Here is a 14,536-nt window from a genome sequence, read left to right as displayed (position 1 = left end):
CGTCCAAAACTGGCGTGCAGCCGGTGCGACGTTATCGTGCAGGCGCCACTCCCGGCCAAACCAGTAGAAGGCAGTCGTGTGGGCAGCAGCCTGCTGGCCCGTATCCTGGTCGGAAAATATGTGGAGCATACGCCGCTGTACCGACAGTCTGAAATCTACGCCCGTCATGGACTGACGCTGAGTCGTAACACGATGGTCCGCTGGGTCGCGATGATGGGCAACCGGCTTCGTCCGCTGTATGAGGCACTCAACCAGTACGTTCTGCAGACTGGCAAGGTGTCAACGCCAAGATTTATGGCCGTTTTTCTCCATTTTTAATGTCCGCTATTTGATCACTTCTGCTGTCCGCTTTCCGCCATTTCATCATCACTGATTGGCGTTGCGTTTTTGGCCAGTACTCCAGCTTTGCGTTTCTCCTTTAACCGGTAGCTTTCTCCTTTGATATTCAGCGTGGTTGAGTGGTGCAACAGCCGATCCAGGATTGCTGTTGCCAGCACATTATCTCCGAACATCTCTCCCCAGTCGGCGAAGCCTTTGTTCGACGTCAGGATGATGCTTGCCTTTTCATACCGACGGTTCAGCAGGCGGAAGAACAGACTGGCTTCCTCCCGGTTCATCGGCAAATAGCCTATTTCGTCCAGGATCAACACCCGGGCATAACTCAGTTGCTGTAGCTGGCGCTCCAGTCGGTTTTCCAGCTTCGCTTTCATCAGCGTAGCGATCAGTCTGTCCAGTGGCATGAAGAGTACCCTGTGCCCCGCATCGGCCGCTTTCACGCCGAGAGCCACGGCCAGATGGGTTTTCCCTACACCTGGAGGCCCCAGCAGGATCACGTTTTCACAGCGCTCCACGAACGCCAGACCGGCCAGCTCCCGGACAACCTTACGATCGATGCCCGGCTGGAAGGTGAAGTCGAACTGCTCCAGCGTTTTGACCCATGGCAGACGAGCCTGTTTCAGCCGGGACTCCATCCCGCGTTGATGTCTGCCGTTCCATTCCTGCTGCAACGCCATACACAGGAACTCCCGATAGTTCAGTTCTTTTTTAGCTGCCTGCTCCAGCAGAGTTTCAACGTGATAGCTCAGGTGTTCCATTTTCAGGCGACTCAGCAGCGCTTCAAGTTCATGCATCACAGCAGCTCCTCATAAGTACTCAGTGGGCGATGCTCCACCATGCTGACCTGCTGCCAGAGCGGGGCGTGGTGCTCCGGCATCGTCTGCCAGCCAGACGATGCTGAACAGAGTCGATGTGATGCCACCTGCTGCTCATTACTGTAGATCCGCAACTCATTGTCCAGCGATATACGTATCGAGACCGGTTGCCCGCACAGAGTCTCGGGAACACTGTAACGATTGCCGCCAACCTCGATATAGCTGTCCCAGGACACATGGCGGATGTCGAAGTAGCTGGTATCGAAGTCAGTCTCCGGCAACGGCTGCAGATGCTCATTTTCCAGCGCGAAGCGCTGTTCTGGTGTCTGTCTGAACTGGCGAAGCTCACGTTTATCAGCCACATCAGCCATCCACTGATCCAGTTGCTGGTTAACATGGGCGAAGCTGTCGAACCTGCGGTACCGGACGAAGAAGTTCTCCTTAAGATATTTCACCATTCGTTCCACCTTGCCTTTGGTTCTGGCCCTGCGCGGACGGCAGGCGCGTGGCAGGAAGTCATAGTGGTCGGCCAGCAACAGGAACCCGGAGTTGAACACCACTTTTCCGTCGTTATTTTTCAGCACCGCCGCCTTCTGGTTATCAACCAGCACGGTTTTCACGCTGCCACCGAAGTATCGGAAGGCGCGGACCAGCGACTCATAGGTATGTTCAGCATCCTGTTTTGGCGCGGCGAAGACATGGAAGCGACGGGAGAACCCCAGTGTATTCACCGCGAAGTTAACTTTACATCGCTGCCCGGCTACCTCCACTTCAACTTCGCCCCAGTCGTGCTGCAACTGGTATCCGGGTTGGGTTTCGAAGCGCACCGTTTTCTTTGAGGGCCGCATTTTGCGTTTGGGCTGGATGTAATAGCGCAACATGGAACGCCCGCCGGTGTAGCCCATCGCTTTGATTTCCGCGAGGATAACCTCTCCATTCCAGACATTGTCAGCCAGGCGCGTGTCGATATAGTCCATGAACGGCTTCAGTTTGGCCATTTTGTGGCGTGTTTTTCTGGCCGGTGGTTCGGGGTATTTAAGATACCGCCTGACAGTACGCTCAGAGCAACCAACCTGAGTCGCAATATCGACAATGTACGCACCTTGCTTACGCATTTGCTTTATCATGTAAAAGTCCTCTCTGCTCAGCATGTCGATGTCCTTTCTGGTGTGAGAACCTCAAGGAAACAACATGTTGGGTGGAGCGGACAACTCAAATGGCGAATTACCGTCTTATATCATTGGCGCTAACAAAGGTGCACACGGATGACACGCCGGTCAGGGTGCTGGAGCCAGGGAGTGGTAAAACGCGAACCGGTCGCTTGTGGGTCTACGTCCGGGATGACCGCAACGGCGGGGCGGCAGAACCGCCAGCTGTCTGGTTCTCGTACTCAGCAGACCGGAAGGGAGAACACCCGCAGCGGCATCTCTGTGGGTACAGAGGCGTGCTTCAGGCTGATGCGTACGGCGCTTACGACGCGCTGTATGAGTCCGGGCACATCAGAGAAGCGGCGTGCATGGCGCATGCCAGACGAAAAATCCATGACGAGCATGTGCGGCGACCAACAGCGATGACGGGTGAAGCGCTGAAACGGATAGCCGCGCTGTACATTATCGAAGCCGAAATCCGTGGGCTCCCGCCGGGTGAGCGACTGACAGCCAGAAAGGAGCGGACGGTCCCGCTGATGCAGTCGTTGTATGACTGGGTACAGGAGCAGATGAAAACGCTGTCGGTCCACGCTGAGATGGCGAAGGCGTTCGCGTACATGCTGAAACAATGGGATGCGCTGAACGAATACTGCCGCAACGGTCAGGTAGAGATCGACAATAACATCGGTGAAAACGCGTTGCGCTCAGTGGCAGTTGGCAGAAAAAATTATCTGTTCTTCGGCTCTGATAACGGCGGTGAGGCCGCGGCGGTCATCTACAGCCTGGTTGGCACCTGCAAGCTGAACGGCGTGGAGCCGGAAGGCTGGCTGCGTGATGTTATAAGCAAGATCAACGCCTGGCCTTCAAACCGGCTACATGAACTGCTGCCCTGGAACCTCTCTTCTGTAAAATAATCCTTACGACCACGCTCAGGACGGAGCGCTTACGTAAGCAGGGAACTGGCTTTGCACGAGTGGTCCCTGCCGTCAACGCGAGTTCACCGCAACGTTACCTTAGTGTAAGGCAACGACGGGGATGACCGATGGCGGGGTTTTCAATTTGCAGCCGTCAGGCTGCCCTGTTCATAGAGCTTTCGTTCCTGCATGATGTTCCTCAATATCCAGATAACTGGAGGGAAAACCGATGCTAACGAACCAAAAGATAATTGGAAGATGAGTTCACCGCATCCTTACCCAGCGTCGCGTCCGGGCGCGTTCCTATCGACCAGCTCACAACCTGGCCATCAAAACAGTCGATAACCAGCTGTGCGCTGGTCAGGCCAAGTCCGGTAAAGGCGCTTCTGAATACCAGATATACTTTCTGGCGATAACGAAGAATCCCACCTTTCCGCCTCCAGGTTTGGAATCAACGGCATAGGCGCTGGTTACATGAATCCGCAGCTTCTTCCGCTCTCTGAACGCCCTGAAGGGTACATGATAAAAGCAGGTCTCCCCTTCTTCGTTCAGTGCCTCAATAACTGCGTAGCTGCCGTAACCGGCATGAATATTTAGCGCCACAACGACCGAAGCTCGCGCAATAAATCACTGCGTATGCTGCCCCCCCGTATTATGTCGCATGAACCACCCCTGCCAACGTGTAATTTGTTTCTCCGCTGAATCCAGTAACGCCGTCAGCCGCATAAAAGCACCATGGGCAATAAATGCCATTCCCCACCCCAGCGTCAGCAGTCCCCTGATGACCACAAGCGAAGCTCTTGCACATCCCAGATGCTGTGCTGATTGACTGCGTTGTGTAGCATCCTGTTTTTCCGCATTGTTTGCCAGTATCACCTGCTTAATACAGGCCGTAATTTCCTGTAAAATAGCCTCCCCGGAGGTCATCCGAAATGCCCGAGGAAGGTGCTGGTGTGTCACCCAGTATGTGCGGTACAAAAGCAGCAACGCATCATAAACCAGAGGTTGTTTAAACGTGGACACTGTCGTCTCTCCAGAACGAATTCATAATGAACTTCTTCACTGCGTTACACTGACGCAACGTAGCATCCAAAAATCAGCAGGTATGGAAACAGTGTCCCGCACCTGCTGCCAACTCGCAGCCGACATATTTTCACACTCATACACACCTTCACCCTATACCCGATTCGCCGTCACTGACCCGAAGCTCCGTGAGATTTATGCACCTGCCTTTCGTGACAGGCTGGCACAGAACTGGCTTGTGTATCACCTGAGCCCTTTTGTTGAAAGAGTACTCATTGATGATACCTATGCGAACCGGTGTGGAAAGGGAGTGCTGGCAGCCGTAAAACGTGCACAGACATTCATGCGCCGCCCTGGAAACCAATATTATCTTCAGCTGGACGTTCAGAATTTTTTCAACAGCATTCCGCATGCCGCACTACTCCGACAGTGCCGGATACTGATAACCCGCTATATGTCTGCACACCCACTGCGGACACAAATCCTCGATATGCTGGAAAAAAGCGTCCAGCATGCAGCCCCAGCAAACACCTTCACTATCAGCGGTGATCGTCTTTTACTGGACAGCATTCCCGCACACAAAACCCTACTTGCGGCTGGACCTGGCAGGGGGCTTCCGCTCGGGTCAGCTTCCAGCCAGATGCTGGCCGGGTTGTATATGAATCCCCTGGATCAGTATATAAAGCACACCCTAAGGGTTAAAGGGTATGTCCGCTATATGGATGACCTTATTTTGTTCGGCAACTCAACAGCACAGCTTTCCCGTTACCGGCAGGCCATTCGGTATTTTATGCAGACAGAGCTGGAACTGACACTTCACCCCCATAAACAAACTCTGCAGGCCTGTCATCAGGGTGCAGATTACCTAGGGTACCGGATTTACCCTCATTATCTGCACCTCAGAAAACGCAACATCACGAAACTGGTGGCATGGATGCGCTTTTTTAACAGCCTGTTGTCGGGCACGCCCGGGCATCCCCCCACTCATATTGCAGCCAGGCCTGAGTGGATGTCCCTTACGGATAACGGATCATTATCACCCGACCTGCCCCTGCTGCAGCGCATGCAAGCCGTGATTAACAGCTACTACGGCATGATGAAGCACGCCACGCATTTTCGCCTGCGCAGGGATATCTGGTACCGACACGGCGGTATGCTGACAACATATATGCTGCCGGATGGTCCGCAATATACATCCGTACGCATCAAAAAACGCTGCCTGCAGGACTGGATTCTCAGCCGGTCCTTGCCTGTGCATACCGGCTGAGTGTGTCATCCCGCCCTATCCCGGCAGGAGGCTGTAGCCTGACAGCGCAGCAGCAAAGGTGGCAAGAACACCCTGACGACACACCACGTTGTTCGTGTTGCTGTCGTTGTTGTTGATGTTGCCGTTGTTCAGGTTGACGTTGTAGTGGTTGCCACTGCTCTGCTGCTCTGACGACCAGTAGTTGTTGCCGGAGAAACCCGCACCACACAACACACTCTGTCACAAATGCCTGCTTTCTGATACTGCCGGTTTACCGCCTTACGACGTTCACCCCTTAATAACGCTTTCCTGTATGCCGGAAAACGTGAAACAGGCCGGTCTTCTTTCATAGCGCGTTTTCGCGTCGCCTTAACGGCGCGACCCATTGCGCACCACCCGTGCCACTGCGCTTTCAGGCCACTTGACCGTTAATATTTTTCCGCCGGGCCTTCAGCCCCTGAATGAACCCCGTATCCACCGATGGCGGAAATAGCCCGGGCTGCCAGCTATCCAGAAAATGGCAGTCTTCATCACTCAGGGTGAGGCGACCTGTTTGTCCATCCGGCGGCACGTCTCCCCCGACGTGATATCCCACCAGGGGAAGTGTGGTAAGCCAGGACTGGTACACGGCTTCATCAATATCACCCACGTCAGCTTCGGCACCCCAGTCGGTCAACCGGGCGTCAGGTAAAACCCTTGCCAGCCCCCCCTCAGGAAAGCCACCACTGAATACAATCTGACCACCCAGCTTTTTTATCCTGCGACCGGTGACTTTGATATCCGGATACACTGAATGCACGAGTGAAAACAACGACTGCTGGTAGCATTTCAAAAACATGCCCTCCCGGATAAGCGTAAGCTTTCCCGGACGGGCACTCAGCGCCAGTTTTTCTTCTGTATCCATCATTAATTCTCCTCAGGCTTCCCCCGCGCTTACGCGGGGGAAGATAAACAAAAAAACAAAGGTTAAAAGCTAAAGACTCAATGCTAAAGACCCTGACGACACACCACGTCGTGCGTGAAGCTGTCGTTGACGTTGACGTTGCCGCTGATCAGGTAGACGTTGTAGTGGGAGCCACTGCTCTGCTGCTCTGACGACCAGCAGTCGCTGCCGGAGAAACCCGCACCGTACGTCGACATGTCACCCCACTCGTTCCACAGCGCGCCGATGTTCCGTTTTTGTGTTGCGACGTAACCCGAATGCAGGGTCATCTGCTCCACCGCCGGTAGAGACCCCCTCGTGCTGCAGTAACTCTTTGCGGAAGACAAGTTCATACCGGAAGTACCAGGAGTGAACCAGCCGTTGAGCGTGAAGCGGTAGGTCAGAGAAGCCCCGCCGGCTTTGGGTTTGGCCGTGATGGTGACGGTGTTTCTGCTGCCGGTTCCCGTGAATTTCACGTTGCCGCCGGCGTCAACGCTCACCCAGCTCTGGTCTGCACTCCAGTCGTACCCGTTGTTGTTGCCTGCATCCCCATTCATCCGTATCTGATAGGTAGCCCCCATAAATCCCGTGGTTGGAAAGCCGCTGTCAACTGCAAATGTTGCACCGTTAACCGCCAGCTTAGTCGTTGACGGCATTGGTTGTATCGCCGCCGTCAGGGTGACCGTTGCCGAGAGACCTCCGGTCACGGTTCCGGCGACAGCAGGCTTCACCGTCACCGCCTGTGCCGTGGAGCCCTTCAGCGTGGCGGTATAGCTACCCGCCGGACTTTCCGTCACGGAACCCAGCGTCACATCCGTGGCGCCCCCCAGGTCAAAGCTGACACCGGTCAGCCCCGTCACCGGGTTACCGTTCGCATCCTTCGGCCCCCACGTGATAGTGGTTGTTGCGGTGTTGTTCGCCACAATGCTAGTTGGGTTCGCCGTCAGGGACGAATGGGTATCATCAGGCGCACCCGCCACGAAGGTGGTGTCCACGGTCTGGCTGCTGCTGCCCACGGAGGCCGTGACCGCTGCCGCGCCCGCTTTCGTGTTCGTCAGCGTCGCCGTGGCCACCCCGTCTTCGCCAGTGCTGGCAGAGGTAACCGTCACCACCGCTCCATTCGTGGCAGTAAAGCTCACCGCCTGACCGGACACCGGGTTACCGTTCGCATCCGTTACCGTCGCCTGCACGGCATTGGTGTCAGTGCCGTTCGCCACCGCATTGTTGCGGGTCACCTTCAGGTCGCCTGAGGCGATAGCCGCCGTGCCGCCGTCCGCCACGAAGGTGGTGTCCACGGTCTGGCTGCTGCTGCCCACGGAGGCCGTGACCGCTGCCGCGCCCGCTTTCGTGTTCGTCAGCGTCGCCGTGGCCACCCCGTCTTCGCCAGTGCTGGCAGAGGTAACCGTCACCACCGCTCCATTCGTGGCAGTAAAGCTCACCGCCTGACCGGACACCGGGTTACCGTTCGCATCCGTTACCGTCGCCTGCACGGCATTGGTGTCAGTGCCGTTCGCCACCGCATTGTTGCGGGTCACCTTCAGGTCGCCTGAGGCGATAGCCGCCGTGCCGCCGTCCGCCACGAAGGTGGTGTCCACGGTCTGGCTGCTGCTGCCCACGGAGGCCGTGACCGCTGCCGCGCCCGCTTTCGTGTTCGTCAGCGTCGCCGTGGCCACCCCGTCTTCGCCAGTGCTGGCAGAGGTAACCGTCACCACCGCTCCATTCGTGGCAGTAAAGCTCACCGCCTGACCGGACACCGGGTTACCGTTCGCATCCGTTACCGTCGCCTGCACGGCATTGGTGTCAGTGCCGTTCGCCACCGCATTGTTGCGGGTCACCTTCAGGTCGCCTGAGGCGATAGCCGCCGTGCCGCCGTCCGCCACGAAGGTGGTGTCCACGGTCTGGCTGCTGCTGCCCACGGAGGCCGTGACCGCTGCCGCGCCCGCTTTCGTGTTCGTCAGCGTCGCCGTGGCCACCCCGTCTTCGCCAGTGCTGGCAGAGGTAACCGTCACCACCGCTCCATTCGTGGCAGTAAAGCTCACCGCCTGACCGGACACCGGGTTACCGTTCGCATCCGTTACCGTCGCCTGCACGGCATTGGTGTCAGTGCCGTTCGCCACCGCATTGTTGCGGGTCACCGTCAGGTCCCCCCGGGCAATGGCCGCCTCCGGCTCCTGAACCGTTATCGTCGTCGTCCGGCGTTCCGAGACGTTACCCTGTCCGTCACGCGCCACCGCGCTGATGCGGTACACGTTGCTTTCCGCCCCGCGCGCGACCGCCTGGTACGGCGGGTGGGTTATCTGCAGGCTGGTCTTGTTCACCTCGCTCACCCGGCCGCCCGCGGCCAGCACCTCGCCATACTCCCAGTCAATCCCGCTCACCCCGTACCGGGACGTCACCGTCGCCGTCAGCGTGTCCGTGTTCCCCGCCCTGCCCGCCAGGGTCTCCGGCAGCGACAGGCGGATAAGCGTCTGCTTTTTGTACTCCAGCACGATGCTGTTGTTGCGCTCCACCAGGTCATAGCGACCCGCCGCCAGCGTCCGGCTCAGCCCCACCGCTGCCGGATCAGTCTGGTCAGCCCACGGCACCCCCGGACGGTAGTTTAACCCCACGCTAAACCGCGCATCGCTGTGCCCGCCCTGGCCCTGGCGGTGCTCCGCCCCCAGGGTCACCAGCGGCACCGGCGTGTAGTTCACGCCCGCGGTGACGGCCTTCGGGTCCTTCTGGCGCTCGTCCCTGCCGAACAGCGCCACCTCGTTACCCAGGTACTGCTCATACACCAGCTTCCCGCCCAGCTGTGGGTACGCCGGCACCCAGCCCTCCATCCGGACGTCAAAGCCGCTGGCCGGACGCTCATCGTAGTCCGCAAAATCCCGGGACTGATGCCAGCCCGTTATCCCGCGATAGCCGTTGGCGGAGAGACGCAGATAGTCGGTCCACGCCTCGGCCCCCATCCCGAGGCGGCGGTTGCGCCCGGTCAGGTCATTGTCGAGGAAAGCGTTCATACCGTACATCCAGCCGTTCCGGAAGGTACGCAGCCCTGCCCCGAGGTTCACGGTATGACGCTCGTCCTTGTGCCGGTACCCGAGCTGGGTGAACGCCAGCCAGTCAGGTGAATCATAGAATGGCAGAAGGTAATCGACGGAAGCATCGCTGAAGGCGAATTCATTGTCCACGGACAGGCTTACCCGGGCAGTACCAGCCCGACTGAGCCAGCGCTGCACCTCCGCACTGGCGGCCCCGGCGGCCAGGCTGCCCGCCATACCGGTGGCGGCCCGGGTAGTGTCCCCGCTCTGCAGCATCTGGCCGGTGGTGGTGGCCGTGCCGGCCCAGAAGGCGGCAGGGTCATCCTGCGCGGCGGCGGCTGGCTCACGACCAGGGCCAGCCTTTATCGCCGGTACGTCAATCTCGTCCCCGGCAGAGAGCTGCTCAAAGGGCTTACTGAAGGTGCGGAGCTGGTTGAGTTTTTTCAGCGCCGCCACGGTCAGGCCGTACTGCGCGGCCACAGCGGTGACCGTCTCCCCCTCACCAAGGGTGTGGGGGAGGGTTCGTGAGTCGGTCAGGGTGTGTGCCGGCACGGTGCCTTTTGCCAGGGAAACCACCGGCACCAGGGTTCCGGTCAGTATCCCTGTCAGCTGGGCTGCAAGGCAGACCCTGGCCGTGAGGTGTAGTAAATGCGTTTTCATGAATAATTCAGTCTCATGGGTCACCAGGTCATCTCTGCCCCCTTCGTTACGCCCTGGCCTGCCGGACGGTGCCAGCTTGCGCGGGGGGGGGATGAGGGGGGGGTGAACAACAGAAAAATGCGTTACCCGCGGGCAGAAGCCCCCGGAGAGGGGTAACGAATAGCAATCGAAAGGTGGCTAATTTAAAGCGCCAGCCCGGGTGCGCAGTTTACGGTCGCCCGTAGGGAACGCAATGAATATGCGTGTAAATTACTGTTATTTATCAATAATTATCACGGCATAAGCATTAATTATCACCCGAATTACCAGAAATTATCAGCGACAGGAGAGCCGGCGCGTGGCGGATGTTGCCGGAAAGACGCGGGGGATGAAGGGCTGGTCGGGCTGACACCGGAACAGCGCTTCGCGCCGGAGAAGACTCATCTGCAGCCATTACCGGATACGGACTTTGATACCAGTTACTTCAACATCCGCCATGTGTCCTGGGACAGCTATATCGAGGCTGGCGGCAATCGTTACAGTGTTCCCGAGACTCTGTGCGGGCAACCGGTCTCGATACGTATATCGCTGGATGACGAACTGCGGATCTACAGTAATGAGCAGCAGGTGGCATCACATCGACGCCGTTCGGCATCGTCTGGCTGGCAGACGGTGCCGGAGCACCACGCCCCGCTCTGGCAGCAGGTCAGCATGGTGGAACATCGGCCACTGAGTGCTTATGAGGAGCTGCTGTGATGCATGAACTTGAAGCGCTGCTGAGTCGCCTGAAAATGGAGCACCTGAGCTATCACGTTGAAACTCTGCTGGAGCAGGCAGCTAAAAAAGAACTGAACAGGGCAGCCTGACGGCTGCAAATTGAAAACCCCGCCATCGGTCATCCCCGTCGTTGCCTTACACTAAGTGGAATAGGTATGATCTGACTACATATTTTTCTCAGAGCCTTCCCCATGATGACCCGTAAAAGTATCGATACCATTCTGCTCTCCGTTGGCGCGGATAAGCTCTCTCAGCGTGAATGGGACTGGATGAAGATGCTAAAACCCATGGATCCGCCGCCTGTTATGGTCGCCAAATCCATGCTGGAGCGCCGGGGTGACACCGCTGCGCTCACCCGCCTGCAGACGACTGAAGCTTAATCCGTTTTATGCTGTCCAGTTTTACCCCCGGACCGCTTAAAAAACTGTTCACAGCTAATCAGTGCTGGACTTCCTTCCTGGATGCAGGCTGCCTGCGTGATATCGAAGTCGAAGCCGTCACCAAAATGCTCGCCTGCGGCACCCGCATCAGCGGCGTGAAGGAATATGGCTGCGATAATCCCGGCTGCCGGCATGTTAAATATATCACCAACGCCTGCCACAGCCGGGCCTGTCCCTCCTGCGGTAAAAAGGCTACCGACCTGTGGATTGCCGCTCAGCTTAACCGCCTGCCGGACTGCGACTGGATACACCTGGTCTTCACCCTCCCCGACTCGCTGTGGCCCCTGTTTGAGGTTAACCGCTGGCTGCTCAACGACCTCTGCCGCCTCGCCGTCGATAACCTCCTGTACGCCGCCGGCAAACGGGCGCTGGATATCGGGATTTTCTGCGCCATTCACACTTATGGTCGTCGTCTCAACTGGCATCCGCATGTTCACGTCTCCGTCACCTGCGGGGGCATTGATGAGCACGGGAAATGGAAGAAAATCAGCTTCCGTAAGGATGCCATGCGCACCCGCTGGATGTGGAATATCCGGCAGCTGCTGCTGAGCGTCTGGTTCGAAGGCGTGGCCCTGCCGCCGTCCCTGTCACATATCACCACCGAAGCACAGTGGCGCAGCCTGATACTGACGGCCGGAGGCGACTACTGGCACGTCTACATGTCAAAAAAGACGGCGGGTGGCAAAAACACTGTGAAATACCTGGGTCGTTACCTGAAAAAGCCGCCGATAGCGGGCTCGCGGCTGGCGCACTACGCGGGCAGTGCCACGCTGAGCTTCCGCTACCACGACCACAATACGGGCGAGCAGGCCACAGAGACGCTGACACAGCGGGAAATCGTGGCACGGCTGAAGCAGCACATTCCGGAGAAGTTTTTCCGGATGGTGCGGTATTTTGGTTTTCTGGCCAACCGGGTGTGCGGAGAAAAGCTGCCGCAGGTGTACAGCGCGCTGGAGATGGATAAACCGGAGCCAGTACCGAAGGTCTGCTACGCGCAGATGAGTAAGCAGTTCCTGCGACGTGATCCGTTCGAATGCGTACTGTGCGGTGGCCAGATGGTGTACCGCCGGGCGGTGGCGGGTCTGAATGTGCAGGGGCTGAAAATCCACGCGCGGGAAATCAGCCTGATGAGGTATATCCCGGCCTGACGCAGGGAAGATACGCCCTGTGCACTCTGGCAGCCAGAAAAACGACCAGAAAGAGCGCAAATCATCACCAGCCAGTGGATCGCCGAATTCCTCACGGACACACAAATCAAAGAATGATTAAATTTCAACCACTTCATTCCAGCGCAGAAAAGGTTTCAATTTCCTATACGTGAACCCGGACCAGCGGCAGGTAGCGCTTGAACACCTGAAAGCGGGTGCCAGTATCAGCGCCGTTGCCCGCGAGTTTGGTACCTCACGACAAACCATCATGCGCCTGCGGGACAATGCAGTCAGCCCGGCGTTACCAGAGTAAAGGGGGGGGGGGCCGAACCACCCCGGCACTGCCCCCTGAAGGAATGGCAATTCCGTTCACCGCCAATGTTAGCTTTTTCCGGGCTGTGATAACATCTCAGGGTCATTTTTCAGAGCCAGGGCTGATGAAGAAGAAAAGCAGCACACCCACACCCCACGATGCCACGTTCAGGCAGTTCCTGACGCAACCGGATGTTGCGCGGGATTTTATGGAGCTGCATCTGCCAGCAGAGTTGCGGGCCATCTGCGACCTCAGCACACTGAAGCTGGAATCCGGCTCGTTCGTTGAGGATGATCTCCGACAGTATTTCAGCGACGTCCTCTACAGTCTGAAAACCACTGGCGGCGACGGATATATTCATGTACTGGTCGAACACCAGTCAACGCCTGACAAGCATATGGCTTTCCGCCTGATACGTTATGCGGTGGCCGCAATGCAGCGCCACCTGGAGGCAGGCCATAAAAAACTGCCACTGGTAATACCTGTATTGTTCTACACAGGTAAGCGCAGCCCGTATCCGTACTCCACCCGGTGGCTGGATGAATTTGACGATCCGGCGCTGGCAGGCAAACTCTACAGCAGCGCTTTCCCGCTGGTAGACGTTACCGTCATTCCGGATGATGAAATCGCCGGTCATCGCAGCATGGCCGCCCTGACCTTACTGCAGAAACATATTCATCAGCGGGACCTGGCAGAACTGGTTGATCGGCTGGCGCCCATTTTGCTGGCCGGATATCTGTCTTCATCGCAGGTCATATCGCTGGTACACTATATAGTACAGGCAGGCGAAACTTCGGACGCCGAAGCTTTTGTTCGCGAACTGGCACAGCGTGTGCCGCAACACGGAGACGCACTCATGACCATCGCACAACAACTTGAACAGAAGGGTATCGAGAAGGGCAGGGCTGAAGGCCTGCAGCTCGGTGAACAACGCGGTATTGAAAAAGGCCGCAATGAAGGCAAACTCGAAGTTGCCCGTACCATGCTGGAAAACGGCATCGACCGCAATACCGTCATGAAAATGACCGGTCTGACGGAAGACGACCTGGCGCAGATCCGCCACTAATTATCCTTTCCTGAGACTCCCTGTCTGGCCATCAGTAAATACTGGTGGGGCAGGGAAGCATCGCTCTCAGGTTCGGCCTGCCAGCCGCAGCGGTTAAACAGCTTCACCACGCCTTCCACACTCCCCGTCAGTTGAGCTATCAATGGGTTAACCTGATGGCCATTATCGTCAAAAGCGGCATCAAGGTTAGAGCGCGAAAGATAAACTCCGTTTACTCCACCGTTCAGTGCTACGGCATATCGGCCGGACCATTCTCTGTCATTCAGCAGACGGTAATTCCAGTGCATATCCTTCGCTGTCTCCAGGGCATACGTCAGCCGGAAAAGGTCGTTCTGCTCAGACAGTTCGCCGGTGCAGGATCGCCAGAGGTAGTTCAGCTTGCTGGCCAGCTTCGCGCTGACGCCCAGCTGGCGTCCCTGTTTAAGCAGCCACTCGAGGTCAGGTGTGACATCTCGAGAAAAACGTCGTTGCTTCAGCGCAGTCGCCAGCCATCGGGTGAGAAAGAGATTTTCCTGTGCCGGCGAGAGAACGCCACCATCCTGCCTGGCCAACGCAAGCGCCACCAGGGCACACCATGCCAGATGTCCCGATTGTTCTGTCAGCGTCACTGAACGTCGTCCCCCTTTAGTTTCTGAACAGGGCAGCCTGACGGCTGCAAATTGAAAACCCCGCCATCGGTCATCCCCGTCGTTGCCTTACACTAAGTGGAATAGGTATGATCTGACT

Annotated in this window: 12 protein-coding genes and 4 pseudogenes; 9 read left to right on the top strand and 7 right to left on the bottom strand. The window is 57.4% G+C overall.

All coding sequences use genetic code 11. The annotated features are described in order from the left end of the window. A pseudogene (locus M2422_RS23860) lies at window positions 1-279 on the top strand (transposase); the annotation flags it as partial. Window positions 280-332: 53 nt separating this feature from the next. Here M2422_RS23860 and istB read toward each other — a convergent pair. Together istB and istA are read right to left on the bottom strand one after the other, a co-directional pair. Continuing rightward, a complete protein-coding gene (gene istB, locus M2422_RS23855; protein ID WP_259143193.1) occupies window positions 333-1,130 on the bottom strand; it encodes an IS21-like element helper ATPase IstB in 798 nt (265 codons plus the stop codon). Beyond that, window positions 1,130-2,302, bottom strand: coding sequence for an IS21 family transposase (istA, locus tag M2422_RS23850; RefSeq protein ID WP_259143191.1), 1,173 nt, complete (start codon window positions 2,300-2,302; stop codon window positions 1,130-1,132). The genes istB and istA overlap by 1 nt, the downstream gene beginning before the upstream one ends. A gap of 101 nt (window positions 2,303-2,403) precedes the next feature. On the opposite strand from istA, the pseudogene tnpC reads away from it, so the two are divergent. Then, a pseudogene (tnpC, locus tag M2422_RS23845) lies at window positions 2,404-3,213 on the top strand (IS66 family transposase); the annotation flags it as partial. A 627-nt stretch (window positions 3,214-3,840) separates the two neighbouring features. Here tnpC and M2422_RS23840 read toward each other — a convergent pair. Next, window positions 3,841-4,236 (bottom strand): hypothetical protein, encoded by a 396-nt coding sequence (locus M2422_RS23840; protein ID WP_259143190.1) that lies wholly within the window; start codon window positions 4,234-4,236, stop codon window positions 3,841-3,843. On the opposite strand from M2422_RS23840, the gene M2422_RS23835 reads away from it, so the two are divergent. Then, the gene (locus tag M2422_RS23835) at window positions 4,229-5,503 is read left to right on the top strand and encodes an RNA-directed DNA polymerase (RefSeq protein ID WP_259143188.1); all 1,275 of its coding nucleotides are present in this window, start codon (window positions 4,229-4,231) and stop codon (window positions 5,501-5,503) included. The genes M2422_RS23840 and M2422_RS23835 overlap by 8 nt on opposite strands. A gap of 15 nt (window positions 5,504-5,518) precedes the next feature. Here the strand turns inward: M2422_RS23835 and M2422_RS23830 are convergent, their stop codons facing one another. The 3 genes from M2422_RS23830 to M2422_RS23820 all read right to left on the bottom strand — a co-directional run bounded on the left by M2422_RS23830 (window position 5,519) and on the right by M2422_RS23820 (window position 10,087). Further along, complete coding sequence (locus M2422_RS23830) at window positions 5,519-5,716, bottom strand: hypothetical protein (protein ID WP_259143186.1); 198 nt, start codon at window positions 5,714-5,716, stop codon at window positions 5,519-5,521. Between the two features lie 178 nt (window positions 5,717-5,894). Then, the gene (locus M2422_RS23825; RefSeq protein WP_259143184.1) at window positions 5,895-6,389 is read right to left on the bottom strand and encodes a hypothetical protein; all 495 of its coding nucleotides are present in this window, start codon (window positions 6,387-6,389) and stop codon (window positions 5,895-5,897) included. An 80-nt stretch (window positions 6,390-6,469) separates the two neighbouring features. Continuing rightward, entirely contained in the window at window positions 6,470-10,087 is a 3,618-nt protein-coding gene (locus M2422_RS23820; protein WP_259143182.1) for an inverse autotransporter beta domain-containing protein, read from the bottom strand. Between the two features lie 387 nt (window positions 10,088-10,474). Between M2422_RS23820 and M2422_RS23815 the strand changes: the two are divergent. The 6 genes and pseudogenes from M2422_RS23815 to M2422_RS23790 all read left to right on the top strand — a co-directional run. Then, a pseudogene (locus M2422_RS23815) lies at window positions 10,475-10,822 on the top strand (Mu transposase domain-containing protein); the annotation flags it as partial. Next, window positions 10,822-10,920 (top strand): annotated as a pseudogene (locus M2422_RS23810) (AAA family ATPase); the annotation flags it as partial. The pseudogenes M2422_RS23815 and M2422_RS23810, both read left to right, overlap by 1 nt. 114 nt (window positions 10,921-11,034) lie before the next feature. Next, window positions 11,035-11,223 (top strand): hypothetical protein, encoded by a 189-nt coding sequence (locus M2422_RS23805; protein WP_243225231.1) that lies wholly within the window; start codon window positions 11,035-11,037, stop codon window positions 11,221-11,223. A gap of 8 nt (window positions 11,224-11,231) precedes the next feature. Then, complete coding sequence (locus M2422_RS23800; RefSeq protein ID WP_259143174.1) at window positions 11,232-12,431, top strand: IS91 family transposase; 1,200 nt, start codon at window positions 11,232-11,234, stop codon at window positions 12,429-12,431. 169 nt (window positions 12,432-12,600) lie between these two features. Beyond that, window positions 12,601-12,744 (top strand): helix-turn-helix domain-containing protein, encoded by a 144-nt coding sequence (locus M2422_RS23795; protein WP_259143180.1) that lies wholly within the window; start codon window positions 12,601-12,603, stop codon window positions 12,742-12,744. A 124-nt stretch (window positions 12,745-12,868) separates the two neighbouring features. Next, a complete protein-coding gene (locus M2422_RS23790; protein WP_259143178.1) occupies window positions 12,869-13,810 on the top strand; it encodes an Rpn family recombination-promoting nuclease/putative transposase in 942 nt (313 codons plus the stop codon). Here M2422_RS23790 and M2422_RS23785 read toward each other — a convergent pair. Further along, complete coding sequence (locus M2422_RS23785; RefSeq protein ID WP_259143176.1) at window positions 13,807-14,418, bottom strand: DUF2913 family protein; 612 nt, start codon at window positions 14,416-14,418, stop codon at window positions 13,807-13,809. The genes M2422_RS23790 and M2422_RS23785 overlap by 4 nt on opposite strands. Window positions 14,419-14,536: the final 118 nt, after the last annotated feature.

This window comes from Enterobacter sp. SLBN-59 (assembly GCF_024807915.1).
Taxonomy (GTDB): Bacteria; Pseudomonadota; Gammaproteobacteria; order Enterobacterales; family Enterobacteriaceae; genus Enterobacter; species Enterobacter asburiae_B.
Note: the sequence above shows the minus strand (reverse complement) of the source record. Positions and strands in the feature narration are given on the sequence as shown.